23 protein-coding genes are annotated in these 24,890 nt (G+C 76.0%); 14 read left to right on the top strand and 9 right to left on the bottom strand.

Annotated elements, in window-relative coordinates:
- Positions 1-35 precede the first annotated feature (35 nt).
- The 4 genes from BLP29_RS02425 to BLP29_RS02410 all read left to right on the top strand — a co-directional run bounded on the left by BLP29_RS02425 (position 36) and on the right by BLP29_RS02410 (position 3,262).
- A complete protein-coding gene (locus BLP29_RS02425) occupies positions 36-470 on the top strand; it encodes a MarR family winged helix-turn-helix transcriptional regulator (protein ID WP_092799433.1) in 435 nt (144 codons plus the stop codon).
- A 71-nt stretch (positions 471-541) separates the two neighbouring features.
- A complete protein-coding gene (locus tag BLP29_RS02420) occupies positions 542-1,873 on the top strand; it encodes an MFS transporter (RefSeq protein ID WP_092799431.1) in 1,332 nt (443 codons plus the stop codon).
- A 71-nt stretch (positions 1,874-1,944) separates the two neighbouring features.
- The gene (locus BLP29_RS02415; RefSeq protein ID WP_133378967.1) at positions 1,945-2,415 is read left to right on the top strand and encodes a hypothetical protein; all 471 of its coding nucleotides are present in this window, start codon (positions 1,945-1,947) and stop codon (positions 2,413-2,415) included.
- A 31-nt stretch (positions 2,416-2,446) separates the two neighbouring features.
- Positions 2,447-3,262, top strand: a complete 816-nt coding sequence (locus BLP29_RS02410) for an acyl-CoA thioesterase (RefSeq protein ID WP_092799427.1) — start codon at positions 2,447-2,449, stop codon at positions 3,260-3,262.
- Positions 3,263-3,303: 41 nt separating this feature from the next.
- Here the strand turns inward: BLP29_RS02410 and BLP29_RS02405 are convergent, their stop codons facing one another.
- Genes BLP29_RS02405 through BLP29_RS02395 form a run of 3 tightly spaced genes read right to left on the bottom strand, consistent with a single transcriptional unit; the run spans position 3,304 to position 7,261 of the window.
- Positions 3,304-5,934: an FtsX-like permease family protein gene (locus BLP29_RS02405; protein ID WP_092799425.1), complete on the bottom strand. Its 2,631-nt coding sequence runs from the start codon at positions 5,932-5,934 to the stop codon at positions 3,304-3,306.
- Positions 5,931-6,581 (bottom strand): ABC transporter ATP-binding protein, encoded by a 651-nt coding sequence (locus tag BLP29_RS02400; RefSeq protein WP_092799423.1) that lies wholly within the window; start codon positions 6,579-6,581, stop codon positions 5,931-5,933. The genes BLP29_RS02405 and BLP29_RS02400 overlap by 4 nt, the downstream gene beginning before the upstream one ends.
- Positions 6,578-7,261: an ABC transporter ATP-binding protein gene (locus BLP29_RS02395; protein WP_243469633.1), complete on the bottom strand. Its 684-nt coding sequence runs from the start codon at positions 7,259-7,261 to the stop codon at positions 6,578-6,580. The genes BLP29_RS02400 and BLP29_RS02395 overlap by 4 nt, the downstream gene beginning before the upstream one ends.
- Before the next feature lie 30 nt (positions 7,262-7,291).
- Between BLP29_RS02395 and BLP29_RS02390 the strand changes: the two genes are divergently transcribed.
- Entirely contained in the window at positions 7,292-7,930 is a 639-nt protein-coding gene (locus tag BLP29_RS02390) for a DUF4232 domain-containing protein (protein WP_092799419.1), read from the top strand.
- Positions 7,931-7,953: 23 nt separating this feature from the next.
- Here the strand turns inward: BLP29_RS02390 and BLP29_RS02385 are convergent, their stop codons facing one another.
- Positions 7,954-8,892, bottom strand: coding sequence for an NAD(P)/FAD-dependent oxidoreductase (locus BLP29_RS02385; RefSeq protein ID WP_092799417.1), 939 nt, complete (start codon positions 8,890-8,892; stop codon positions 7,954-7,956).
- 57 nt (positions 8,893-8,949) lie between these two features.
- Between BLP29_RS02385 and BLP29_RS02380 the strand changes: the two genes are divergently transcribed.
- Positions 8,950-9,732 (top strand): TrmH family RNA methyltransferase, encoded by a 783-nt coding sequence (locus BLP29_RS02380; protein ID WP_092799415.1) that lies wholly within the window; start codon positions 8,950-8,952, stop codon positions 9,730-9,732.
- Between the two features lie 70 nt (positions 9,733-9,802).
- Here BLP29_RS02380 and BLP29_RS02375 read toward each other — a convergent pair whose 3' ends face one another.
- Positions 9,803-10,279, bottom strand: coding sequence for a YflT domain-containing protein (locus tag BLP29_RS02375; RefSeq protein WP_243469632.1), 477 nt, complete (start codon positions 10,277-10,279; stop codon positions 9,803-9,805).
- Between the two features lie 107 nt (positions 10,280-10,386).
- Positions 10,387-11,310, bottom strand: a complete 924-nt coding sequence (gene sepH, locus BLP29_RS02370; RefSeq protein WP_092799413.1) for a septation protein SepH — start codon at positions 11,308-11,310, stop codon at positions 10,387-10,389.
- A 173-nt stretch (positions 11,311-11,483) separates the two neighbouring features.
- On the opposite strand from sepH, the gene BLP29_RS02365 reads away from it, so the two are divergent.
- From BLP29_RS02365 to BLP29_RS02355, 3 genes are all read left to right on the top strand, one after another.
- On the top strand, positions 11,484-13,268 hold the full coding sequence (locus BLP29_RS02365; protein ID WP_092799411.1) for an N-acetylglutaminylglutamine amidotransferase: 1,785 nt from the start codon (positions 11,484-11,486) through the stop codon (positions 13,266-13,268).
- 78 nt (positions 13,269-13,346) lie between these two features.
- Complete coding sequence (locus tag BLP29_RS02360; protein ID WP_092799409.1) at positions 13,347-15,206, top strand: S9 family peptidase; 1,860 nt, start codon at positions 13,347-13,349, stop codon at positions 15,204-15,206.
- Between the two features lie 7 nt (positions 15,207-15,213).
- Complete coding sequence (locus tag BLP29_RS02355; protein WP_092799407.1) at positions 15,214-16,692, top strand: circularly permuted type 2 ATP-grasp protein; 1,479 nt, start codon at positions 15,214-15,216, stop codon at positions 16,690-16,692.
- A gap of 15 nt (positions 16,693-16,707) precedes the next feature.
- On the opposite strand, the gene serC is transcribed toward BLP29_RS02355, so the two are convergent.
- Complete coding sequence (gene serC, locus BLP29_RS02350; protein WP_092799405.1) at positions 16,708-17,823, bottom strand: phosphoserine transaminase; 1,116 nt, start codon at positions 17,821-17,823, stop codon at positions 16,708-16,710.
- Positions 17,823-18,950: a citrate synthase 2 gene (locus tag BLP29_RS02345; protein ID WP_092799403.1), complete on the bottom strand. Its 1,128-nt coding sequence runs from the start codon at positions 18,948-18,950 to the stop codon at positions 17,823-17,825. Before BLP29_RS02345 ends, serC begins: the two co-directional genes overlap by 1 nt.
- Before the next feature lie 185 nt (positions 18,951-19,135).
- Here BLP29_RS02345 and pdxH point away from each other — a divergent pair, with 185 nt between their 5' ends.
- Complete coding sequence (pdxH, locus tag BLP29_RS02340; RefSeq protein WP_243469631.1) at positions 19,136-19,807, top strand: pyridoxamine 5'-phosphate oxidase; 672 nt, start codon at positions 19,136-19,138, stop codon at positions 19,805-19,807.
- A complete protein-coding gene (locus BLP29_RS02335) occupies positions 19,804-21,114 on the top strand; it encodes an MFS transporter (protein ID WP_092799401.1) in 1,311 nt (436 codons plus the stop codon). Before pdxH ends, BLP29_RS02335 begins: the two co-directional genes overlap by 4 nt.
- Here the strand turns inward: BLP29_RS02335 and BLP29_RS02330 are convergent.
- The gene (locus tag BLP29_RS02330) at positions 21,099-21,506 is read right to left on the bottom strand and encodes a hypothetical protein (protein ID WP_092799399.1); all 408 of its coding nucleotides are present in this window, start codon (positions 21,504-21,506) and stop codon (positions 21,099-21,101) included. The two genes, BLP29_RS02335 and BLP29_RS02330, sit on opposite strands and share 16 nt — an antisense overlap.
- A gap of 70 nt (positions 21,507-21,576) precedes the next feature.
- On the opposite strand from BLP29_RS02330, the gene BLP29_RS02325 reads away from it, so the two are divergent.
- From BLP29_RS02325 to BLP29_RS02315, 3 genes are read left to right on the top strand one after another with little or no spacing between them, the layout of a single operon-like run.
- The gene (locus tag BLP29_RS02325) at positions 21,577-22,749 is read left to right on the top strand and encodes a glucose-1-phosphate adenylyltransferase family protein (RefSeq protein ID WP_092799397.1); all 1,173 of its coding nucleotides are present in this window, start codon (positions 21,577-21,579) and stop codon (positions 22,747-22,749) included.
- Between the two features lie 46 nt (positions 22,750-22,795).
- On the top strand, positions 22,796-23,689 hold the full coding sequence (locus BLP29_RS02320) for an ABC transporter ATP-binding protein (RefSeq protein WP_092799395.1): 894 nt from the start codon (positions 22,796-22,798) through the stop codon (positions 23,687-23,689).
- The gene (locus BLP29_RS02315) at positions 23,686-24,852 is read left to right on the top strand and encodes an ABC transporter permease (RefSeq protein WP_092799393.1); all 1,167 of its coding nucleotides are present in this window, start codon (positions 23,686-23,688) and stop codon (positions 24,850-24,852) included. The genes BLP29_RS02320 and BLP29_RS02315 overlap by 4 nt, the downstream gene beginning before the upstream one ends.
- Positions 24,853-24,890: the final 38 nt, after the last annotated feature.

Here is a 24,890-nt window from a genome sequence, read left to right as displayed (position 1 = left end):
CTCTTAACGGGGCTAACGACTTGACGAGGTGACACGTGGCGCGGACGACGCTGGACACCGCCGCCCTCGCGCACGACCTGCGGCTGGCGGTCATGCGCTTCTCCCGTCGGCTGCGCAACCAGCGCGTCGACACCTCGGTCACCCTGACCCACCTCGCAGCGCTGTCGACGCTCAAGCGGCACGGCGCGATGAGCCCGGGTGAGCTGGCCGGGCACGAGCGCGTGCAGCCGCCGTCCATGACCCGGGTCGTGGTGGCGCTGGAGGGCAAGGGTCTGGTCACCCGCACGCCGCACCCCACCGACCGTCGTCAGGTCGTCATCGACCTCACCCCGGCCGCCGAGAGCCTGCTCACCGAGGAGGCCCGGGCGCGCGAGGCGTGGCTGTCGGGGCGCCTGCACGCCCTCTCGCCCGAGGACCGGGCGACCCTGCGGGAGGCCGCCCGCATCATGGACGAGCTCGCCGCGGGGTGAGCGCAGGGGGATGACCGACCACGCCTGACCGCTCGAGCACCAGCACCGAGGACGCGCCACGCCGCGCGGGCATGTTCCGCGCCCTGGCCGTGCACAACTTCCGGGTCTACGTCGGCGCCAACCTGGTCTCGCTCACCGGCACCTGGATGCAGCGGATCGGTCAGGACTGGCTCGTCCTCCAGCTCTCGGGCGGCAGCGGCACCGCCCTCGGCGTGGTCACCGCCCTGCAGTTCGCCCCCACCCTGGCCCTGACCTTCTACGGCGGGCTGCTCGCCGACCGGTACGACAAGCGCCGCATGCTGCTGGTCACCCAGACCGTGCTCGGCGTCCTGGCCCTCGCGCTCGCCGTGCTCGTGGCCAGCGGGGGCATCGAGCTGTGGCACGTCTTCGCCCTCGCGCTGGCCCTGGGTGCCGTGAGCGCCCTGGACACCCCCGCCCGCCAGTCGTTCGTGTCGGAGATGGTCGGCCCGGCGCTGCTGGGCAACGCGGTGAGCCTCAACTCCACGGTGTTCAACGGCGCCCGGCTGGTGGGGCCGGCGCTGGCCGGCGGGGTGATCGCCGCGTCGGGGGGCGACACCGCACCCGCGTTCTTCGTCAACGCCGCCAGCTTCGCGGCCACGGTGTGCGCGCTGGCGCTGATGCGCGACGCCGAGCTGCAGCACAGCCCCCCGGTCGCCCGGGCCCGCGGGCAGCTGCGGGCCGCCCTGGCCTACACCCGTGCGCACCCCGACCTCCAGCTGGCGATGGTGCTGGCGTTCGTCGTCGGCACCTTCGGGTTCAACTCGCAGATCACCGTGGCGCTCATGGCCCGCGAGGTGTTCGGCCTGGGGGCCGGCGCCTTCGGCCTGCTGTCGACGGCGTTCGCGGTCGGCTCGCTCAGCGGCGCCCTGGTCTCCACCCGCCGCGACAGCCGCCCGCAGCAGCGGTTCCTGCTGCTGGCCGCGATGGCGTTCGGCGCGGTGACCGCGGTCAGCGGGCTGATGCCGACCGAGTGGGCCTACGCCGTGCTGCTGGTGCCCTGCGGGGCGGCCGGGCTGGTGTTCAGCGTGGCCTGCAACAGCTTCGTGCAGCTGGGGGTCGAACCGCAGATGCGCGGGCGGATCCTGGCGCTCTACTTCATGTGCTTCATGGGTGGCACCCCGGTCGGCGCACCGCTGGTGGGCTGGGTCTCCCAGCACCTGGGTGCCCGGTGGGGGCTGGTCTCCAGCGGGTTGGTCGTGCTGCTGGCCGCGGTCGCGGTCGGGGCGGTGCTGGCCCGCGGGCGGCACGTGCGGGTCGAGGCGCACGTCGCCCCGCCCAGCGTGCGGCTGCACGTCGACCCGCTGCCCGGCCCGGTCGCCGTCGCCGGGGTGGTCGAGGAGGCCGCCGCCGAGGTGCCGGGGACGCCGGTCGCCCGCCGCTGACCGACGGCGATCGCCGTGGAGGGCCGGTGCGGGCCGTTGTGGGCCGGGGCGGGAGCGCCTACGGTCCCGGCATGGCTGCGGCGGCGGAGGTCCTCGGCTCCTGGCCCGTGCAGCTGGGCCTCGTCACCGCCATGGCGGTCGCCGGGTGCTGGATCTTCGAGCTGGCCCTGCGACTGTTCACCGGCACCCTGCGCCTGCCCGTGCCACGACGGGTGCGCCGCCGTCCCGGCCGTCGGCCGCGGGAGCGCGCCGCGACGGGGTCCGCCCGTGCGGGCGCACCGCCGCGGCGGCCGCTGGAGGCCGTGGCCGCCGACCTGCGCCGGCTGGGCCGCGAGCTCGCCCTGGTGTCCACCGGGTCGGCCGCGCACCGGGCCGGGGTGCAGGCGGCCTACGACGACGTGCTGGCCGAGGCCGCGGCGACCCTCGAGGTGCCGCACCGGTTGGCCGGCACCGCGCCGGGGGAGGAGCGCGAGCTGGAGCGGCTGCGGCTCGTGGTCGCGCTGGTCGACGCCGGCCTCGTCCTGGCCGGGCCCCGCGGCTGACCCCGCGCCGGGCGGTGGCACCCTGTGCCGCGTGCCGACCACGCCCGACACCGCCTTCGACCGCGCCACCGCGCTGACCCCCACCGCCGGCGGCTTCACCACCGAGCTGGACCCCGGCTGGGACGTCGGCGGTGGGGTGCTCAACGGCGGCTACCTGCTGGCCGTCGTCGCCCGGGCCGCGGTCGAGGTCTCCCCGCACGCGCACCCGGTCGCGCTGTCGGCCAGCTACCTGCGCGCCGCCGCACCCGGGCCGGCCACCCTCGCGGTGACCCCCGGTCCGGCCGGCCGCACCCTGCAGCACGCGGTCGTCGTCCTCTCCGACCCCGGCGGGCCGGCCGTCTCGGTGCAGGTCACCACGGCGACCCTGCACGACGTCGCCGCCGAGCACTCCGTCCCCCCGCCCGCGGCGACCCCGGTCGAGGACTGCTTCTCGATCGCCGAGCACGCCCACCTCGCTCCGCCCGGGGTGCAGGTGCCGGGGCTCTCGCAGCGCGTGGAGACCCGGCTCGACCCGCTCACCGCCGGCTGGGCCCTCGGCCAGCCCGGTGCCGAGCCGGTGATGCGGGCCTGGCTGCGCTTCGCCGACGGCCGCGAGCCCGACCCGCTGGGCCTGGTCGCCTTCACCGACGCGCTGCCGCCGACCTCGTGGGCCACCGGCCGGTTCGGCTGGGCGCCCACGGTGCAGCTGCAGACCCTGGTGCGGGCGGTCCCGGCGCCGGGCTGGTGCCTGGTCGAGGCGCGCGGCGGCGAGGCCTCCGACGGCTGGGTCGACGAGGACTACCGGGTCTGGGACTCCACCGGTCGCCTGGTCGCGCAGTCCCGCCAGCTCGCCCGCCTGCCCAGGTGAGGTGATGGAACGGCCTCGTCGTGGGTGGCGACGAGGTCCTCCTACTCGCGCAGGACGCTGGAGGGGTCGGCGCGGTCGGCGGCGCGTTGGGCGTAGAGGGCGGCCCCGGCGGCCACCAGCAGGGCGGCGGCGACCGTGCCGGCGACCGCGGGCCACGGGACGTCGAGCAGCGGCGTGGGCGGGCGCACGAGGTCGACGTCGAGGCGCCGGTACACCGTCGCCACGGCACAGGCGGCGAGCGCACCACCGACCACGACGCCCACGACGGCCGCGGCACCGAGCTCGACGAGCAGCGACCGCAGGTGCGCGCTGCGGCGCAGGCCCAACCGGCGGGCCATGACGTAGCCGCTCACCCGGGTGCGCGACCGCGCCTCGAGGTGCAGCAGCAGGCCGGCGGCCCCGATCACCCCGGCGAACACCGCCAGCGCCGACAGGTAGCCGAAGGTCCAGGTGATGCCGAGCAGGTTCGCGGCCCGCTGGACGTCGGCCGGCACGGTGTCCAGGACGCGCACGGCGCCGGCGTCGCGCAGCTCCTGGGCGGCGACCGCGACGTCGCCGTCGGTCCAGCGCTCGACGCTCTGGTCCGAGCCGGCCGTGCGCGGCACCTCGGGCAGCAGGGACCGGTCGACGAGGAGCACGGGGGCGTCGGCGCGTCGTCCGGGCAGCACGTCGGCGGTCGCGACGACCTCGACGTCGACCTCCTGGGTACCCAGGCGCAGCTGGTGGGGGCCGGTCGACAGGCCCGCGGCCACCACGGGCACCGCGGTCGAGTCCTCGGTCAGCGCCCGCAGCAGGTCGGGCAGGGGCTCGGCGGCGAAGGAGTCGACCCAGAACGCGGTGCCCGCGAAGGTCGTGGGGTCGACCGCCAGCACCTGCACCCCCGTGCGCGGGCCGCCGTCCGCGGGCTGGGCGGTGGCCTGGCCGAACCGCACGACGGTGGTGCCGTCGGGGCCGGTGACGGCGGCGGGGTCGATGCGGGTGGACGTCGCCGCCACGGCCCCGGCCCCCAGCTGCACACCCACCTTGGCCTCCAGCGTGGCCCGGGAGCTGGCGGTGAGCGTCGCGGTGCAGCCCAGCACGGCGACCGGCAGGGCGACCGCGACCAGCAGCACGGCCGTGGCCCCGCGGGCGGCGGCCCACCGGTTGACCGCGAGGAACACCGGCACCGGACGGCCGGCGGCCCACCCCCGCAGCCGGGGCAGGCCGGCGGTGAGCACCCGGGCGACCAGCACCGCGGCGCCGGCGACGGCGAGCAGGGGGAGCGCCACCAGCAGGCCCGACACCTGGGCGACGCCCCCGTCGGAGACGACCGCGTCGCGGCCGCGCAGCAGCACCCAGCACAGCCCCGCGGCCAGCAGCACTGCCACCTCCCACGGCACCCGCGCCGGCCAGCGGGGCCCGGTGCCCAGCGGGCGCTCCGCCGTCCCCCGGGCGCGCAGCCCGGCCACGACGGCGGCGGCCCCCAGCCCGACGATGAACGCGCCCACCCCGGCGACCAGCGCCGCTGACGTCGCCGACGGGTCGACCTCGGGAGCCGGCCCCAGCACCCCGGTCAGCCCCCGGGACGCCGCCCAGCCCAGGGCCGCCCCGGCGAGGGCGGGCAGCCCCAGCTCGAGCGCGGCCTTGCCGGCCAGCGGCACCGGCCCCACCCCGCGCGCGGCGAGCAGCCGCACCTCGGCCGCCCGGCGGTCGGCCCAGAAGCTGCCGGCGGCCGCGACCAGCACGAGCGCGAGCAACCCGCCGGCCGCGGCGACCGGCACGACGGGGCCGCGCAGTCCGTCGGCCAGCACCTGCGCCCGGGCGGTGGCGTCGGACAGCCGCTGGTCGGCGTACAGCTGGCCGTCGGGCGGCAGCAGGTCGGTCGCGGCGACGTCGGCGAGCGCCCGCTGGGTCAGGTCGGCCAGCTCGGCGGCCCGGCTGGCGGTGAGCCTCGAGCCGTCGACCGGCACCGCGGCGGTGGCCCGCAACGATCCCTGGGCCCGCTCGGCGAGCCCGACGAGGGTGGACTCGTCGGTGGCCAGCAGCAGGGCCGGGGGCGGGGTGTTGGTGCTGGCGGCGTTGGTGAACAGGTCCTCCTGGTCGCACCAGAAGGCGCCCGGGTCGGTGTCGAAGAGGTCGGTGTAGACCCCGCTGACCTGCACCGGCACCCCGCGCACCGCGATCGTGCCGCCGGCGGTCACCCCGGCCGCCTGCGCGTAGCTGGCGGGCAGCCAGACGCCGGCGCCGGGCACCTGGGCGCGGACGTCGAGGTGGTCGACCATGCCCGGCTTCCACAGCAGCCTGGCCGGCTGGCTGAGGTCGAACCCGTCGGCGCCGGCGACGGGCACCCCGAACTGGCGGTTGCCGCCGCCGCCCAGGGCCCCGTCGACGACCAGCACGGTCCGCGAGGCGCGGCCCAGCGTCGTCCAGGCCTGGGCGGGGGCCGCGGCGAGGGCTGCGGCCCGGTCGCCCACCGGCGCCGGGATGCCCGCGGTCACCGCGGGTCGGGCCGCCTCGGCGCACTGCGGGCCGAGCTGCTCCTGCAGCGCGGCCGAGCGGGCCGAGGACAGGAAGAGCGGGGCGCTGGCCACCGCGCAGGCCAGGATCGCGGTGGTGACCAGCACGGCGAGCACCGCCGCCGGCTGGCGCAGGCCCAGCAGCGGGGCGCGGGTCCACGGGGGCAGCGGTCTCACGCCGGCGCCCCCGGGTGCAGCCGGCCGTCGCGCATCGAGAGCACCCGGTCGGCTCGGGACCAGGCGACCTCGTCGTGCGTGGCCAGCAGCACGGCGCTGCCCCCGCGGGCGGTGTCGGCCAGGGCGTCGAGCAGGTCGTCGGCGTGCCCGCGGTCCTGGTGGGCGGTGGGCTCGTCGGCCAGCACGAGCGTCGGACCCAGCACCAGGGCCCGGGCGACGGCGGCGCGCTGCTGCTCGCCGAGCGATGCCTGGTGGGGGTAGCGGTCGGCCAGGTGCGCGATCCCGACGGCGGCGAGCAGCTCGCCGGCCCGCACCGACGCGTCGGGCGCGGCCAACCGGGTGGGCAGGAGCACGTTGTCGGCCAGCGACAGGTCGGGCACGAGGCCGAGGGCCTGGGGCACCAGGGCGAGCTCGCCCCAGCCCAGCCCGCGGGGGGCGCCACCCGAGCCGATCCGCAGGGTGCCGGCGTCGGGGGTCTCCCACCCGCACAGCACCGCCAGCAGCGTGGACTTGCCCGACCCCGACGGCCCGACCAGCGCCACCAGCTCGCCGGCGTGCACCTCGAGGTCGACGCCGTCGAGCGCGGTGACGGTCTCCGCGCCGCGGTGGAAGCGCTTGACCAGGCCGGTGGCGGTCACGGTGGTCATGCCAGCCGGCCCTGGTCCAGGCGCACGAAGCCGTCGGCCACCGCCATGACCCGGGGGTCGTGGCTGGACACCACGAACCCCACGCCGCCGTCGGCCAGGGTGGACATCGCCTCCAGCACCCGGACGGCCGCGGCGGTGTCGAGCTCGGCGGTCGGTTCGTCGGCGACCACCAGGGCCGGCCCGCCGACCACGCCGCAGGCGACGGCGAGACGCTGCTGCTCACCACCGGACAGCTGTGCCGGCCGGTGCCCCGCCCGGTCGGCCAGCCCGAGCCGGTCCAGCAGGTCCACCAGCTCGTCGTCGGGCACGGCGGCGCCGCGCAGGTCGGCGGCCAGCCGCAGCTGCTCGCGGGCGGTCAGGTAGGGGAGCAGGTTGTCCCCGGGCCGCTGGAACAGGTAGGAGACCTGCCGGCGGCGCAGGCGGCGGCGACCACGTGCACCCAGCCCGTCGACGGCGTGCCCGCCGACGCTGACCGAGCCGGTGTCGGGGGAGTCGACGCAGGCCAGCAGGCGCAGCAGCGAGCTCTTGCCCGAGCCCGACGGGCCGACGACGCAGGTCACGCGGCCCCGCGGGACGGTGCACGTGACGTCGGTGAGCGCGGGGACCGACCCGCTCGCCGTCCGGTAGGTCTTGACGACGTCGACGCAGGCCGCGGCGGGGTGCTCGGCCGGGGCGCTCATCCCGGCCGACCCTAGTGCCATGCTGCGACGGTGCCCCGCCGCCCCGCACCCGGCCCGAGCCGGGGGAGACCGGCCCCCGCCACGGTCGCGCCGGCCCTGCTGCTCGCGCTGGTGCTCGCCCTGTCGCTGACCGCCTGCGGGCCGCAGCCCGGTGCCGGTGGACAGCCGCCGACCGGCCCGGTGACGGCGTCGGCCCCCGGGTCCGCGACGGGCAGCACCCCGGCCGGCGCCCCCACGACCACCCCGGCCACCGGGTGCCCGGACCCGGGGCTCGCGACGTCCGTCGGACCGGTGGACGGCGCGCTGGGGCTGCGGGCGGTGACGCTCACCCTGGTCAACTGCGGCGCGACCACGGCGACGGTCGAGGGCTACCCGGGGCTGCGACTGCTCGACGAGGAGCAGGCCGACCTCGACGTCGCCGTGGTCGAGGAGCCCGACCCGGTGGGCAACGAGCCCGGGCTCCCGGTCACCGCGGTGACCCTCGCCCCGGGCGGCTCGGCCCAGGCGGTGCTGCTCTGGCGGAACACGGTCGCGGAGGGGGAGAACGCGCCGGGCAGCTACCTGGCGGTCACCGCGGTGCCGGGCGCCCAGGAGCAGCTGCTGACGCTGGCGGTCGACCTCGGGACCACCGCCCGCCTGGTGGTCGGCCCCTGGCGCGCCCCGGCCTGAGCAGGTCGAGGTCGACCCCGCGGTCAGCCGGCGGCGAGCTCGGTGCCGAGCAGGTGACCCGACGTCCAGGCGCTCTCCACCTTCGACGGCGCCGACCAGCCGTCGCCGCACAGCCCGATGCCGTCGCGCAGGTGGAAGGGGGCCGACCGGGGGTCGACCGGCTTGGCGAACGTCCAGCGGTGCACGTGCGTCCAGTCCGGCTCGGGCAGGTCGAGCAGCTCGCGCACGGCGGCGACGACGGCCGGGTCCGCGGCGGCGGGGTCGGACAGGTGGGCCGCGGCGAACCCCGGGGTGGTGTGCGCCACCAGCACGGCGGCGCCGTCGCCGCGGCGGGCGCCGTCGTCGGCGACCCACTCGAGGGTCGGGTGGTCGTGCACGAAGACGCCGTGCAGGTCGGCGTCCCACGTGCGGGTCGAGAAGCCCACCGCGACGGCGAGCGTGGCCTGCCAGCCGCGGGGGTCGAGCACCCGCTCGGCCGGGCTGCCGACCGGCAGCAGCCGGCGGGCCTGCGGGTCGGGCAGGGCGAGGACGACGGCGTCGACCGGGTCGCCGTCGACGGCCGGCCCGTCGGTGACGCTCTGGACGGCGTGCCCGGTGCGCAGGTCGAGCCCCCGGGCCAGGTCGGCGACCAGCGACCGCAGCCCGTTGCGGGCGCCGTAGCGCATCGGCCCGGTCTTGCGCTCGGTGATGCCCTCGGGGCCCGCCACGGCGAAGGTGTCGGTCCACTCCCGGGCGAGTCCGCGGTCGACCCAGTCGGCCACGACGGCGGCGAAGTCGCTGCCGGGCGTGGCGGTCAGGTAGGAGGCGCCGAGGTCGACGACCCGCCCGTGCAGCTCCCGCCCGGACATGCGGCCCCCGGGACGGTGCCCGCGGTCGAGCACCTGCACCGCCCGGTCGGCGTGGTGCAGGGCTCGGGCGGCGGCGAGACCGGCGATGCCGGCGCCGATCACGGTGGTCGTCACCGCCCAACCTTGCGGGCTGCGGGCCGGTCGCGCTCACCGGCGCGGGAGGATGGACCGGTGCCGACCCCGATCACCGACCCGCGCGACCCCCGGGTGGCCGACTTCCACGACCTGCACGCCGGCGACCGCCGTCCCGGCACCGAGCGGGGGACCGGGCCGGTCGTGGTCGAGGGCGTGACCGCCGTCGAGCGGCTGCTCACCACCGGGCTGCGGATCCGGGCGGTCTACGGCGTCGCCGGTCGGCTGGCCGCCCTGGACCTCCCGGCCGGGGTGCCGGCCTACGAGGCCGACAAGTGGGTGGTGTCGGAGACCATCGGTTTCCGGCTGACCCGGGGGGTGCTGGCCTCCGCCGAGCGCCCCGAGGCCCCGGCCCTGGACGACGTGCTGGCGCAGTCGCGGCGCATCGCCGTCCTCGAGGGGCTCAACGACCACGAGAACGTCGGCTCGATCGGTCGCTCGGCCGTGGCGCTGGGCATCGATGCGCTGCTGCTGGACCCCACCTGCGCCGACCCGTACTACCGACGGTCGGTGCGGGTGTCGATGGGCCACCTGCTGACGCTCCCGGTGCGGGTGCTCACCGACTGGCCCGGCGACCTCGAGCGCGTGCGGGCCGCCGGGTTCACCACCGTGGCGCTCACCCCGGGTGCCGAGGTCGACCTGCGCTCGCTCGACCCCGTCGAGCACCCCCGCACGGCGCTGCTGCTGGGCGCCGAGGGCCCGGGGCTCAGCGCCGCGGCCATGGCGGCGGTGGACGTCCGGGCCCGCATCCCGATGCGCTCGGGCGTGGACTCCCTCGGCGTCGCCGCCGCCGCGGCCGTGGCCTTCGCCCACCTGAGGTGAGGTGCTGGAACGGCCTGGCTGCAGGGCCCCGCGGCGTGCGGAGCGCGTCGTGGGGGGCAGTCAGGTCCTTCTAGTAGCGGAGGCTGAGGCGGGCGAGGTGCTCGCGGGCCTGCTCGGCGACCTGCGGGTTGCACAGCACGTCGTAGCGGCCGGCGACGATCTTCTGCCCGGTGGTCGCGAAGTCGCGGCGACCGCGCGTGGCGGCGAAGCCGGCCAGGCCGAACAGGGCGCCGAACACCAGACCGATGACCAGGCCGGTGAGCACCGAGCTGATCCAGCTCGAGCCGTCGGGGGCGAAGATGCCCAGCAGCAGCCCGACGAAGAGGCCGAACCACGCACCCGACGCAGCCCCGGCACCCGCGGCGCGGGCGTAGGTGAGCCGCCCGACGACCTGCTCGACCGAGCGCAGGTCGGTGCCGACGATCTGCACGTTCTCGACCGGGAACTGGTTGTCGCTCAGGAAGTCGACGGCCTGCTGGGCCTGTGCGTAGTCCCCGTAGGACCCCACCTGGACGCCCCCGGCAGGCATGGACACCGATGCGGTCATGGTCTTCCTCCTCGTGCTGGCGGCGTTGTTGCCGATCCCAGCACTACCCCGCCTCGACCAGCGCGAACACCGGTGCCAGGAAGGTCACAGCAGACGCACCGGAGCGCTCAGCGGTGGCGGCGGACCCCGAAGACGATGTCCTCCCACGCCGGGATGGCCGCGCGCGGGTCCTCGGCCTCGGGGTCGACCCGGTCGAACACCACGGTGTCGTGCTCGGGCCCGCCGTCGCCGGAGAGCAGCACGTCGACCGGGCTGCCGTCGACGGGGACGACGTTGCGCACCTCGTCGTCGTCGTGGTGGTCGGCGACGGGCTCCACCGGGTCCTCGGCGGGGTCGTCGGCCCAGTCCGGCTCGGGCGGAGCAGCGGGGACCGCGGCGATGGTGCGCCGCGGGGCGGGCGCGGACGGCAGACCGGCCGGGACGTCGGGGACGACGCGCACCAGGCGGGTGCCCTCGGCGAAGTCGGTGGTGGTCGCGTCGACCGGGGTGACGGTGCGCGTGGTGGTGTCGTAGCTCCAGCGGGTGGTGCCCGACTTGTGCCCGGCCTTCCACGCCGCACGGACCTGCCAGCTGCCGTCCTCGGTGCGGTGGGAGTCCCAGCGGACGGCGTCGAGGTCGGCGCCCAGCAGGCGGAGGCGGTCGGTCATGAACTGCACCAGCGGCACGCTCGGGGTGCCCTCGGACAACCGCACGCGGGCAGCCTGCGCCTGCTCGGCGACCCGGGCGCGCTCCTGCAGCACGGGGTGGGCGAAGCGCATGATCCGCTCGACCGGGGTGCCCGAGGCGTGCGCGACCTGCTCGGGGGTCTCGCCGGCCCGGATGCGCGCCTGGATGACCCGCGGCGGCAGGGCGTGCGAGGCGTCGAGCTCGATCTGCCCCATGCGCTGGGCGTCGCCGCGGGCGGCGGCCTTGAGCCGGTCGTCGATGGGCAGGTAGAACCGCTCGCCGTTGTCGATGGAGTCCGGCACGTCCGCGGCGAGGACGAGGCTGCGCCCGTCGTCGGAGAGCGCTACGAGGCGCAGGGTGCGCATCAGTGCGACCTCCAGGGCTCAGCGCGGGACAGTGGACCGAGCCGAGGCTAGCTGCGCCGGGGCGGTGGCCGGTGGCGGACACGCCCGGACATGCCGACGCAACACGGACCCGGCAGGGTGGGCGGCACAGCCACAGGGACGTCCCGGTGCCGGCCGGGCGAGGGGAGTCGCTCGTGTGCGGGATCGCGGCCGAGATCAGGTTCGACGGCGGGGTCGCCGACGTCGGCGCCGTGGCAGCCATGTGCGAGGTGCTCGCCGCACGCGGCCCCGACGGCTCGGGCGTCTGGCAGTCCGGCTGGGTCGCCCTGGGGCACCGGCGCCTGGCGATCATCGACCTGTCCGAGGCCGGCGCCCAGCCGATGGTCGACACCGAGCTCGGGCTGACCTGCGTCTTCAACGGCATCGTCTACAACCACCGCGAGCTGCGCGAGGAGCTGCGCAGGCACGGCTACCGGTTCGCCTCCACCAGCGACACCGAGGTGGTGCTCAAGGCCTACCACCGGTGGGGCGCGGCCTGCGTCGAGCACTTCTTCGGCATGTTCGCGTTCGTGGTGGTCGAGCGCGACACCGGCCGGGTGGTGGTCGCCCGCGACCGGCTGGGCATCAAGCCGGTGTACCTCGCCCCGGGCCCGGGGCGGGTGCGCATCGCCTCGAGCCTGCCGGCGCTGGTGCGCGCCGGCGGGGTGGACACGAGCATCGACCCGGTCGCCCTGCACCACTACATGAGCTTCCACGCCGTCGTCCCCGCGCCGCGCACGATCCTGGCCGGGGTCGGCAAGCTCCCGCCGGCCACGGTGCGCACGTACGAGCCCGACGGCCGCCACTCCGACCACGTCTACTGGTCGCCGGTGCACGAGCGGCGCGCCGACCTGGCCGGCCTGTCGCCCGCCGACTGGCAGGACGCCGTGCTGGAGAGCCTGCGGACGGCGGTGCGGCGGCGCACGGTCGCCGACGTCCCGGTCGGCGTCCTGCTGTCGGGCGGGCTGGACTCCTCGTTGATCGTCGGCCTGCTCGCCGAGGAGGGGCAGCGCGACCTGGCCACGTTCTCCATCGGGTTCGAGGCGGTGGGCGGGAGGGACGGCGACGAGTTCGCGTGGTCCGACGTCGTGGCCGAGCACTTCGGCACCGACCACCACCGGCTGCTGGTGCCCACCGCCGACGTGCACGCCGGGCTCGCCGGCGCCGTCGGTGCGATGTCCGAGCCGATGACCAGCCACGACTGCGTGGCGTTCTACCTGCTCGCCCAGCAGGTGAGCCAGCACGTGAAGGTGGTGCAGAGCGGGCAGGGCGCCGACGAGGTGCTCGCCGGCTACGACTGGTACCCGCCACTGGCCGACGTGCCGGTCGAGCGCGCCGTCGAGGCCTACGCCTCGGTGTTCGTCGACCGCCCGCACGCCGAGCTGGCCCGGGTCCTGGCCGACCGCTGGATGCTCACCGAGGACGCCAGCCGGGCCTTCGTCGCCGACCACTTCGCCCGCCCCGGCGCCGCCACCACCCTCGACCGGGCGCTGCGGCTGGACTCGACGATCATGCTGGTCGACGACCCGGTCAAGCGCGTGGACAACATGACGATGGCGTGGGGCCTGGAGGCCCGGGTCCCGTTCCTGGACCACGAGTTCGTGGAGCTGGCCGCCGCGGTGCCGCCGGTGCTCAAGCTGGCCCAGGGCGGCAAGGGCGTGCTCAAGGAGGCCGCCCGCGCGGTCATCCCGGCGCAGGTCATCGACCGTCCCAAGGGCTACTTCCCGGTGCCGGCGATCATCCACCTCGAGGGCGAGCACCTGGCCAGCGTGCGCGAGGCGCTGCACGCCCCCGAGGCGCGCGAGCGCGGGCTGTTCCGGCCCGAGTACGTCGACCGGCTGCTGGCCGAGCCCAACGCCCACCGCACCACGCTGGGCAGCAACCAGCTGTGGCAGGTGGGGCTGCTGGAGCTGTGGCTGCAGCGGCACGGCATCCGCTGAGCTCGCGCTGCCGATGGGGAACAGCGGGGCGGACGTGGCTGCTGGACGCCCAGGACGCACCCGACGAGCGGAGGTGGCATGACCCGGCCCGACCTGCACGGCACCGCACCCGACCCGACCCGGTCGGTGGCGGCCGACCTCGCTGCCGCGGCCGGCACCTGGTGCCCGGCCCTGGCGCCCGACGGCGAGCGCGTGGCCTGCGTCGGTGACCGCACCGGCCGGCCGCGGCTGGAGGTGACCACCCTCGACCAGCGCACGCCCCCCGTCGTGCTGTCGGCCCCCGACCAGGAGGTCGTGTCGGTCGCCTGGTCGCCGGACGGCGCGTGGCTGGCCTACCTGGTCAGCCCCGGCGGCTCGATCTGCGCCGAGCTGTGGGTCGTGCGCCCCGACGGCTCCGGCCGCCGCCGCGTGCTGGGGGACGACCCCCGCACCACGGTGTTCGCCGGTGGGTGGACCGCCCACCCCGGCCTCTACGCCTGCACCGTGTCCCGCGGGGCGGAGGCCGACGTGGTCCTGGTGGACGTCGTCACCGGCACCGCGCGCACGCTGGCGACGGGCGGGTTCCTCGCGGTCACCGCGGTGGCCCCCGACGGGACCCGGCTGCTGGCCCGGCGCGGCCCGCGCGGCTGGCGGCACGTCGTCCTGGTCGACGTCGCCACCGGGCGCCAGCAGCGGCTGGTCCCGGCCGACGCGCCGGGCGGGCGGCAGAGCGAGGACGGCCGGTTCGCCCCCGACGGGCGGGCGGTGCACCTGCGCGCCGCCCAGCCCGGCCCGCTGGGCGAGGACCGCACCGCACTGGTCGCCGTCCCGCTGTCGGCCGCCGGGGAGCCGGGGGAGGCGCGGGTGGTCGTCGGCCGCCGCGACGCCGACCTCGACGGCTACGCCGTCCGCGCCGACGGCACCGTGCTGTGCGTCTGGAACGCCGACGGCAGCACCGAGCTCGAGCTGCGCCGCCTTGCGGACGGCGAGCTGGTGCGCCGCATCCCGCTCCCGCAGCCGGTCATGCCCGGGTGGTCGATGGCCGCCGACGGCAGCGCCCTGGTCGCCGAGCTCACCGGGCCGGGCGCGCCCCGCAGCCTGCACCGGGTCGACCTGGGGGACGGCGGGGCCACCCGGACCGCCCGGACCACCCGGCTGCCCAGCTCGCCCCGTCGCCCCGACCCCGAACTGCTGACCACCCCGGTGCGGCACCACTACCGGGCCGCCGACGGGCTGGCGCTGGAGGGCTGGCTCTACCGTCCGCGCGGCGTGGCCGGCCCGAACCGCACCGTGGTCAGCTTCCACGGCGGCCCCGAGGGCCAGGAGCGCCCGGCGTGGTCACCGCTGGCCCAGTCGCTGGCCGCCGCCGGCATCACCGTGTTCGCCCCGAACGTGCGCGGCTCCGGTGGGCGGGGCGCAGCCTTCATGGGCCTGGACGACGTCGCCGGTCGCGAGGCCTCGTTCACCGACGTCGTCGACACCGTCGCGCACCTGGTCGAGGCGGGCATCGCCGCCCCCGGCCGGGTCGGCGCGCACGGCTGGTCCTACGGCGGCTACCTGACCCTGGTGGCGCTCACCCGGTGGCCCGACCTGTTCGCCGCCGGTGTCTCCCTGGCCGGCATGAGCGACCTGCGCACGTTCTTCGCCGCCACCGAGCCGTGGATGGCGGCGGCCTCGGTGACCGAGTACGGCGACCCGGTCGCCGACCGGGAGATGCTGGCCACGATCAGCCCGATGACGTCCTTCGCCCGGTTGCGGTCACCGGTGCTGCTGGCGCACGGTGACCGCGACACCAACGTCCCGGCGGCGGAGTCCGTGCAGGCCCACCAGGCGCTGACCGCGCTGGGCGGGCCCGCCGAGCTGCTCCTGCTGCCGGGCGAGGGCCACACCGTCGTGGGCCGGGAGAACGTGGTGGCCGTGACCGAGGCGACCGTCGGATGGTTCGACCGCTGGCTGTGAGGGGCTCATGACCGGAGCGACGGGCGCGTTCGTGCGCTACCCGGGGTCGGCCGTCGACGAGGCCGTCGGCGCCGAGGGGGGCCTCCGCCCCGGCTACGACGCGCTGGCCTCGGCCGTCGACGAGCTCGGTGGCGTCGGGCTGGCCGCGGCGGTCGCCGAGATGGGCCGCGAGCGGCGCGCCCGCGGTGTGGTCTTCGGGTCGTTCGTGGACGGCGGACTGGTCGAGCGGGCCTTCCCGGTCTGCCCGCTGCCCCGCCTGGTGCCGGCCGCCGACTGGGCGCACCTGGCTCGCGGGGTGCAGCAGCGCACCCGGGCGCTCAACGCCTTCCTCGCCGACGTCCACCGGCCGGCCGGGCGCCGGCGCAGCGAGGGCGGGGCCGTGCCCGACGCGGTGCGGGCGGGTGTGCTGCCCGACTGGCTGGTCACCCGCAGCCCCGGGCACCGGCCGGGCGCGGCGTCGCTGGCCGGACCGGGCCAGCCGCGGGCCACGGTCGCCGGCCTCGACCTGCTGCGCGGGCCGGACGGGTGGGTGGTGCTGGAGGACAACCTGCGGGTGCCCTCGGGCCTCGGGTTCGCGATCGTCAACCGCGACAGCACCCGTGCGGCCCTGCCCGGCCTGTTCGCCGACCGGACCGACCTCCCCGAGCCGCACGACGCGGTCGCGGTGCTGCGGGCCGCCCTGGCCGACGCCGCCCCGCCGGCGTGCAGCGGGCCCCCGCAGCTGGCACTGCTCACCGACGGCCGGGTCAACACCGCCTGGTTCGAGCACCGGCTGCTGGCCGAGGCGATGGGCATCCCGGTGGCCACCCCCGATCGGCTGTGGGCGCGGGCCGACGGCGGGGTCGAGGTCGAGGTCGACGGCGAGCGGGTGCCGGTCGACGTCCTGTACCGGCGGTTCGACGAGGACGACCTGGCCGCCCACCTCAACCCGGTCGGCACCCCGCTGGACGTGCTGCTGGGCGAGGCCGTGCGGGCCGGGCGGCTGGCGCTGGCCAACGTGCCGGGCAACGGGGTGGCCGACGACAAGGCCACCTACTGCTACGTGCCGGGGATGATCCGGTTCTACCTCGGCGAGGAGCCGGTGCTCGACACCGTGCCGACGTGGGTGCTCGCCGACCCCGCCGACCTCGCCGCCGTGCGCGGCCGGCTCGCCGAGCTCGTGGTGAAGCCGGTCGACGGGTACGGCGGCCAGGGCGTGGTGTTCGGGCCCGCGGCCTCGGCGGCCGAGCTCGAGGAGCTGGCGGCGGCCGTCGACGCCGCGCCGCACCGCTTCGTCGCCCAGGAGCCGGTGGACTTCTCCACGGTGCCCACGCTGGTCGACGGCGTGGTGGTGCCCCGCCACGCCGACCTGCGGGTGTTCGCCGTCGCCGGGTCCAGCACGCACGTGCTGCCCGCCCCGCTGACCCGGGTCGCCCTCGAGGAGGGCTCGCTGCTGGTCAACTCCAGCCGCGGGGGCGGGTCGAAGGACACCTGGTTGGTGCCCTGACCCGCCCCTCCGCGGCTACAGCTGGCCGACCACGTGGTCGATGCAGGCGGTCAGCGCGGTGACGTCGTCGGGGTCGACGGCCGGGAACATGCCCACCCGCAGCTGGTTGCGGCCCAGCTTGCGGTAGGGCTCGGTGTCGACCACGCCGTTGGCCCGCAGCGCCTTGGCGATCGCGGCGGCGTCGACGGACTCGGCGAAGTCGACCGTGCCCACCACGTAGGAGCGGTGCGCCGGGTCGGCCACGAACGGGGTGGCGTACTCACTCTTCTCGGCCCACTCGTACAGCCGCGACGACGAGTCCTGCGTGCGTGCGACCGCCCCGGAGAGCCCCCCGAACCCGTTGAGCCAGTCGAGCTGGTCGGCCAGCAGGAACAGCGTGGCCACCGCGGGGGTGTTGTACGTCTGGTCCTTGGACGAGTTGTCCACCGCGATCGACAGGTCGAGGAAACCGGGGATCCAGCGGTTCGACGCCTTGATCTCGGCGACCCGCTCGAGGGCCTTCGGGCTCATCAGCGCGAGCCAGATGCCGCCGTCGGCGGCGAAGCACTTCTGCGGGGCGAAGTAGTAGACGTCGGTCTCGAGCACGTCGACCGGCAGGCCGCCGGCACCGGAGGTGGCGTCGACCAGCACGAGGGCGTCGTCGTCGGCACCTGCGGGGCGCACGACCGGAGCCATGACGCCGGTGGAGGTCTCGTTGTGCGCCCAGCCGTAGGCGTCGACGCCGGCGACGGCCTCGGGCAGCGCCAGCGAGCCCGGCGCGGCCTTGGTGATCACCGGGTCGGCGAGGAACGGGGCCTCGGCGACCCCGGAGGCGAACTTCGCGGAGAACTCGCCGTAGGTGCCGAACGCCGAGCGGTCACGGACCAGGCCGATGGCGGCGGCGTCCCAGAAGGCCGTGGTGCCGCCGTTGCCGAGCACCACCTGATAGCCCTCGGGCAGGTCGAACAGCTGGGTCAGGCCCTCGCGGACCCGGCCCACCAGGTTCTTGACCGGCGCCTGGCGGTGCGAGGTGCCCATGAGGGCGGCGCCGTCGCGGGCGAGGGCAGCCATGGCCTCGGGGCGGACCTTGGAGGGGCCGCACCCGAACCGGCCGTCGGCGGGCAGGAGCTCGGCGGGGATCTCGATGGTCATCAGAGCGGCGCCAGGATCGACTTGTCCTTGATGGAGTCCCAGCCCTCGACCTCCGACGGCTTGCGGGTGTCGGGACCGATGTAGCGGGCCGACGGGCGGACCAGCCGGCCGGTCTCCTTCTGCTCCAGGATGTGCGCGCACCAGCCCGCGGTGCGGGCGCAGGTGAACATCGAGGTGAACATGTGGCTGGGCACCTCGGCGAAGTCGAGCACGATCGCTGCCCAGAACTCGACGTTGGTCTCGATCGGGCGGTCGGGACGGCGCTCGCGCAGCTCGGCCAGCGCGGCGTCCTCCAGGGCCTTGGCGGCCTGGAAGCGGGGCGCGCCCAGCTCCTCGGCGGTGCGGCGCAGCACGCGGGCGCGGGGGTCCTCGGCCCGGTAGACCCGGTGCCCGAAGCCCATGAGGCGCTCCTTGCGGTCCAGCAGGTCCTTCACGTACTTCCGGGCGTCGCCGCTCTTCTCCACGCCGTCGAGCATGTGCAGCACGCGGGAGGGCGCGCCGCCGTGCAGCGGGCCGCTCATCGCGCCGATGGCGCCCGAGAGGGAGGCCGCGACGTCGGCGCCGGTGGAGGCGATGACCCGGGCGGTGAAGGTGGAGGCGTTCATGCCGTGCTCGGCGGCCGACACCCAGTAGGCGTCGACGGCGGCGACGTGCTTGGGGTCGGGCTCGCCGCGCCAGCGGACCATGAAGCGCTCGACGATGGTCTTGGCCTCGTCGATGCGCTTCTGCGGCACGGCGGGGACGCCGATGCCGCGGGCGGACTGCGCCACGTAGGACAGCGCCATGACGGCGGCCCGGGCGAGCTCCTCGCGGGCCTCCTCGGCGGTGATGTCCAGCAGCGGTCGGTAGCCCCAGATGGGGGTCAGCATCGCCAGCGCGGCCTGCACGTCGACCCGGACGTCGCCGGTGTGCACCGGGATCGGGAACGGCTCGGCCGGGGGCAGGCCGCTGGGGCCGAACTTGCCGTCGACCAGCAGGGCCCACACGTGCCCGAAGGTGACCTTGCCGACCAGGTCCTCGATGTCGACGCCGCGGTAGCGGAGTGACCCGCCGTCCTTGTCCGGCTCGGCGATGGTCGTCTCGAAGGCGACGACGCCCTCGAGGCCCGGAACGAAGTCGTCCGACATCTCGCATGCTCCTCTGCGCGCGGGATCCGCGTGCGAGGTCTCGGCACACGGCTGAGCGTGAATCTAGGTCAACCCGCCGACGCCCACCCAACCGGACCGTCCGGTCCACCGGCAGCTGCGACGGGCGTCACACCAGGTCGTGGACTCGTCGCTCACCGGTGGACGGGTGGTTGCAGGGTGGGAGCATGGCCTCCGTGCCCGAGCCGACCGTGCCCGACCTGACGACGATGCGCCGCGACTACGACGAGGGCAGCTTCTCCGAGGCCACCCTCGCCGACACCTGGCTGGCGCAGTTCCGGCGGTGGTTCGACGACGCCGTGGCCGCCGACCTGCCCGAGCCCAACGCGATGGTGCTGGCCACGGCCGATCCCGACGGCGCCCCCGACGCCCGGGTGGTGCTGCTCAAGGGCCTGTCCGACGAGGGCTTCGTGTTCGTGACCAACGGTGCCTCGGCGAAGGGCGCGCAGCTCGCGCTGGACGACCGGGTGGCGCTGGTCTTCCCGTGGCAGGCCCTGCAGCGCCAGGTGCGGGTCGTGGGGACGGCGGCCCGGCTGTCCGACGCCGACTCCGACGCGCTGTGGGACCCCCGCCCCCGCGGGGCGCAGCTGGCCGCGGCGGCGTCGGTGCAGTCCTCGGTCGTCGACGGCCGCGAGGACCTCGTGCGCGCCTTCCGCGAGCTGGACGAGCAGACCCCCGACGGGAAGCTGCCGCGCCCGGCGACGTGGGGTGCCTACCGCGTGGTCCCGCAGCGGGTGGAGTTCTGGCAGGGCGGCCACGATCGGCTGCACGACCGGCTGCGGTTCGAGCGGGACGACGAGGAGGGTGGGGGTTGGGTCGTCCGCCGCCTCGCCCCGTGACGGACCCCGCTGCCCCCCAGGAATCGCCGGCTCGCCCCGGACCCCTGCAGCGCGGCCGGAGAGCGCTGGCGCTGGACACCCGACCGCTGGCCATCCCGGCGTACCGGCGGCTGTTCGCCGGCGTGACGGTGACGATGCTCGGCCAGCAGATGACGCTGGTCGCCGTCCCGTTCCAGGTCTACGCGATGACCGGCTCCTCGCTGCTGGTCGGCGTGACGTCGGTGGTCGCGCTCGTGCCGCTGGTGGTGTTCGGTCTGCTCGGCGGCGCCATCGCCGATGCCATGGACCGCCGCCGGCTCATGCTCATCACCTCGATCGGCGCGGCGGTGACCAGCGCGCTGCTCGCCGTCCAGGCCGGGCTCGGGCTCGAGTCGCTGGCCGTGCTGTGGGTGCTCACCGCGCTGGTGTCGGCCTTCGCGGCCGTCAACCAGCCCACCCGCAGCGCCGCCATCCCGGCCGTCGTCGGGACCGAGCTGGTGCCGGCGGCGAACGCGCTGGCCATGACGGTGCGCCAGATCGGCGTCATCGCCGGCCCGCTGCTGGCCGGGGTGCTCATCGGGCAGGGCGAGCTGTTCGTGACCTACGTCGTCGACGCCGTCGGGTTCGCCGCGGCCGTCTGGCTGGTGCGGGGGCTGCCGCCGCTGCCGGTGGCCGGTGCCGCGGGCCGGGTGCGCCTGGGCTCGGCGGTGCGCGGCGTGGGGGAGGGCTTCGTCTTCCTGCGCACCCAGCCGGTGCTGCTCATGACGTTCGTCGTGGACATCGTCGCGATGCTGTTCGCCTGGCCGCAGGCGGTGTTCCCGCAGCTGTCGGAGACCGCGTATGCCGGCGACGCGAACAGCCTGGGCTGGCTCTACGCCGGCATCTCGATCGGCTCGCTGGTCATGGGGCTGACCTCGGGCTGGGTGAGCCGGGTCGATCGGCAGGGGGCGGTGGTGCTCGCCGCCATCGCCGTGTGGGGGGTGGCGATCATCGGCTTCGGGTTCGCCGGGTCGCTGTGGTTCGCCGTCCTGTGCCTGGCGGTCGCCGGGGCCGGGGACATGGTCAGCGCCGTCCTGCGCTCGTCGATGCTGCAGCTGGCCGCGCCCGACGACATGCGCGGCCGCATGCAGGGCGTCTTCATCGTGGTGGTGGCCGGCGGCCCGCGGCTCGGCGACCTGCGCGCCGGCGCGCTGGCCAGCGCGTTCGGGGTCTCGGTCGCGATGTGGACCGGTGGCGTGGTGATCGTGGTGGCGATGGCCGTGGTCGCCGTCGCCGTCCCGTCCTTCTGGCTGTTCCGGGCGTCGCGGGCGGCTCAGGCGGGCGGGTAGTCCGGGGCCTCGTCCGGGCGCAGCGCGCCGATGAGCTTGAGCGTGCCGCCGAACGCGGCCTTGGCCGGCTGCACGAACCGCAGGGCCTCCCGGACGTCGCGCTGCCACGCCTCGCACGCGATGACGACCTCGCCGTCGTCGCCGGGCTCGACCACCACGACCAGCACCCGCCAGGCGCCCAGCTCGAGCTCGCGGGCGGCCGACGCGCGGATGGACTGGGGGGATCGACCCACCGGACGGGTCTCGCGGGAGGACTCGCCCTTGCGCTGCTTGACCACGATGCGGCGGGGGTCGCCCGCGAGGTCCTCGAGCTCGCGCTCGACGTACGAGCGGGCCCAGGTCAGCAGACCGGTGCTCACGGGGGCGGCTGAGGGCTTCTTGCCGAAGAACATGGGTGCTTGATCGGCACGGCCGGTGGGGGGCTTGAGCGTGGCGACCCCCCGTCCGGGGCAGAGGGGGCACATGGCCCAGTCGAAGATCCTCGTGCTCGTGCTCGCCGGTGGCGCCGGCGGTCGCCTCGAACTGCTCACCGAGCAGCGCGCGAAGCCCGCCGTCCCGTTCGCGGGGGTGTACCGGCTGGTCGACTTCCCGCTGTCGAACTGCCAGCACGCAGGCATCGCCGACGTGTGGGTCGCCGTCCAGTTCCACCCGACGTCGTTGTCGCAGCACCTGGCCAACGGCCGCCCGTGGGACCTCGACCGCACCACCGGCGGGCTGCTCACCCTGCCGCCGTTCCGGGGCACCGACCGGGGCGGCTGGGCGACCGGCACCGCCGACGTGCTGTGGCGCCAGGCCGACCTCGTGCGCGACTTCGACCCCGACGCCCTCGTCGTGGTCAGTGCCGACGCCGTCTACAAGCTGGACTACCGGGCGGTGGCCGACGAGCACCGCGAGTCCGGCGCCGAGGTGACGATGGTGACCACCGAGGTCGCCGCCGACGACGCCGCCCGCTACGGCATCGTGCAGGTCGACGGTGACCGGGTGACCGACTACGCCTACAAGCCCGACTCCCCGGCCACCACGACGGCCACCAACGAGGTCTTCGTGTTCACCCCCGGAGCGACGCTGGACCGGCTCGAGGCCCTGGCCGCCGATGCCGGGGACGACGGGCTCGACGACCTCGGCTCCCAGTTGCTGCCCGCGCAGACCGCCGACGGCGCGGCCCGGGCCCACCGGTTCGACGGCTACTGGCGCGACGTCGGCACGGTGCCGGCGTACTGGCAGGCGCACATGGACTTCCTCGCCGACGAGCCACCGCTCGACCTGGACGACCCGGCCTGGCGGGTGTCCACCCGGGGTGGCCGGCACTCCGCCGCCCGGTTGCTGCCCGGCGCGTCGGTGGAGGCGTCGCTGGTCTCCGGGGGCACGCGCGTGGCCGGGGCGGTGCACCGCTCGGTGCTCTCGCCCGGCGTCGTGGTCGAGGCGGGCGCGACCGTCACCGACTCGGTGCTGCTGCCCGGCGCACGGGTGCGCGCCGGCGCCCGGGTGCACCGGGCGGTGCTCGACGACGGCGTCGACGTCGGGCGCGGGGCGGTGGTCGGTGGGGACGGCGACGTCACCCTGGTCGGCCTGGCCGCCCGGCTGGACGACGGTGCCGAGGTCCCGGCCGGGGCCCGTCACCCGGAGCAGGGGTGACACCGATACGGTCCTGAGCGGTACTCACGATCTCCGCGGAGGGCACGTGCTCGAGTTCGACGGCCTGGTCAAGAGCTACGGCGACAACCAGGTGCTGCAGGGGGTGTCGTTCTCCGTCGCACCCGGGCAGATGTTCGGCTTCTGCGGGTCCAACGGCGCGGGCAAGACCACGACCATGCGCATCGCGATGGGCCTGGCCCGCGCCGACGCCGGGCAGGTGCGCTGGCAGGGGCGGCCGCTGGACGACGCGAGCCGTCGGCTGATCGGCTACATGCCGGAGGAGCGCGGCCTCTACCCGAAGATGAAGGTGGCCGAGCAGCTCACGTACTTCGCGCGGCTGCACGGGGCGTCGTCCGCCGAGGCCACCCGTGCGGTCGACGAGTGGACCGAGCGCCTGGGGCTCTCCGCGAAGCGCGGCGAGCGGGTCGAGAAGCTGTCGCTGGGCAACCAGCAGCGCGTGCAGCTCGCCGCCGCCCTGGTCAGCGGCCCCGAGGTGCTGATCCTCGACGAGCCGTTCTCCGGCCTCGACCCGGTCGGCGTCGACTCCCTGGCCGACGCCCTGCTGGAGCGCTGCCGGGCCGGCGTCCCGGTGGTGTTCTCCAGCCACCAGCTCGACCTGGTCGAGCGGCTGTGCGACGCCGTCGGCATCCTCGCCCGCGGCCGCATCGTCGCCAGCGGCACCGTCGCCGAGCTGCGGGCCCGCGAGGGCGGGCGGCAGCTGCGCGTCGTCGTCCCCGCCGCCCCGGCCGGGTGGGCCGGTGGCGTGCCCGGCGTGCGGGTGGTCAGCGAGCAGCGCGGCGACACCGTGCTCGACCTCGCGCCCGACGCCGACGACCAGGTGGTGCTCGCCGCCGCCCTGCGCACGGGCCCGGTCACCCACTTCGCCCGTCGTGAACCCAGCCTCGTCGAGCTCTTCCGGGAAGCGGTGTCGGCAGCATGAGCACCCTCGGCCAGGTCCGGCTCGTCGCCGGGCGCGAGATCAGCACGCGTGCCCGCGACAAGGGCTTCATCCTCAGCTCGCTGGTCATCGTGCTGCTCGTCGTCGGCGTGATGATCTTCCAGCTCGTCTCCGGTGGCACGACGTCCTCGACCACCATCGGCGTCGTCGGCGGCAACCCCTCGGTCACCACCGCGCTGCAGCAGTCCGGCGAGGCCGCCGGCACCGAGGTCACCGTCACCGACCTCGACGACGAGGCCGCCGCCCGGCAGGCCGTCGAGGACGGCGACGTCGACGCCGCGGTCCTCGACCCCACCGGCGACTCGCCCACGCTGGTCGTCGAGGCCTCCTCCGACGACGACGGCATCGTGCGGTCGGCGGTGAGCGCGCTGTCGGTGGCCGCGCAGCTGGCCGAGCAGGGCGTGGAGCTGCAGCCCGCGCCGCAGCTCACGACCACCGAGCTCGACCCGGCCGACGACGACCGCGGCCCGGCCGTCGTGGTCGCCCTGCTGGGCGTGGTGGTGCTCTACGGCCTGCTCATCCTGTTCGGCCAGTTCGTCGCCCAGGGCGTGGTGGAGGAGAAGTCCTCGCGGGTGGTCGAGCTGCTGCTGTCGACGATGAAGCCCTGGCAGCTCCTGGCCGGCAAGATCCTCGGCCTCGGCGTGCTGGGGCTGGTGCAGCTCGTGCTCATCGCCGTCGTCGGGGTGACCGGGGCGCTGGCCCTCGACGTCGTCAGCGTCCCCGGCCAGCTCATCGGCACCGTGCTGACCGTCATCGCCTGGTTCCTGGTGGGCTACGCGTTCTACGCGTCGGTGTTCGCCGCGGCGGCCTCGCTGGTCAGCCGGCAGGAGGACCTCGGCAGCGTGCTGACCCCCACCACCCTGCTGCTGGTCGTCGGGTTCATCGTGTCGCTGCAGGCGGCTCAGGACCCGGGTTCGACGCTGGCCACGGTCACCTCGTTCGTGCCGGGGCTGTCGCCGCTGGTGATGCCGGTGCGCATGGCCGCGGGCGAGGCGGCGTGGTGGGAGGTCGCGGTCTCGGTGGCGATCATGCTCGCGGCGATCGCCCTGGTGGTGCGCATCGGCGGCCGGGTCTACGCCGGCGCGCTGCTGCGCACGGGCGGCAGGACCAAGCTCCGCGAGGCCCTGAAGGCCGAACGCGCCTGACCTCGGCCGCCCGCGCTGCGCAGGCGGGGCGGGGACGG

It is taken from the genome of Klenkia marina (assembly GCF_900101025.1).
Taxonomy (GTDB): Bacteria; Actinomycetota; Actinomycetes; order Mycobacteriales; family Geodermatophilaceae; genus Klenkia; species Klenkia marina.
The sequence above is the reverse complement of the archived record's forward strand: the minus strand, read 5'-3'. Positions and strand labels throughout refer to the sequence as shown.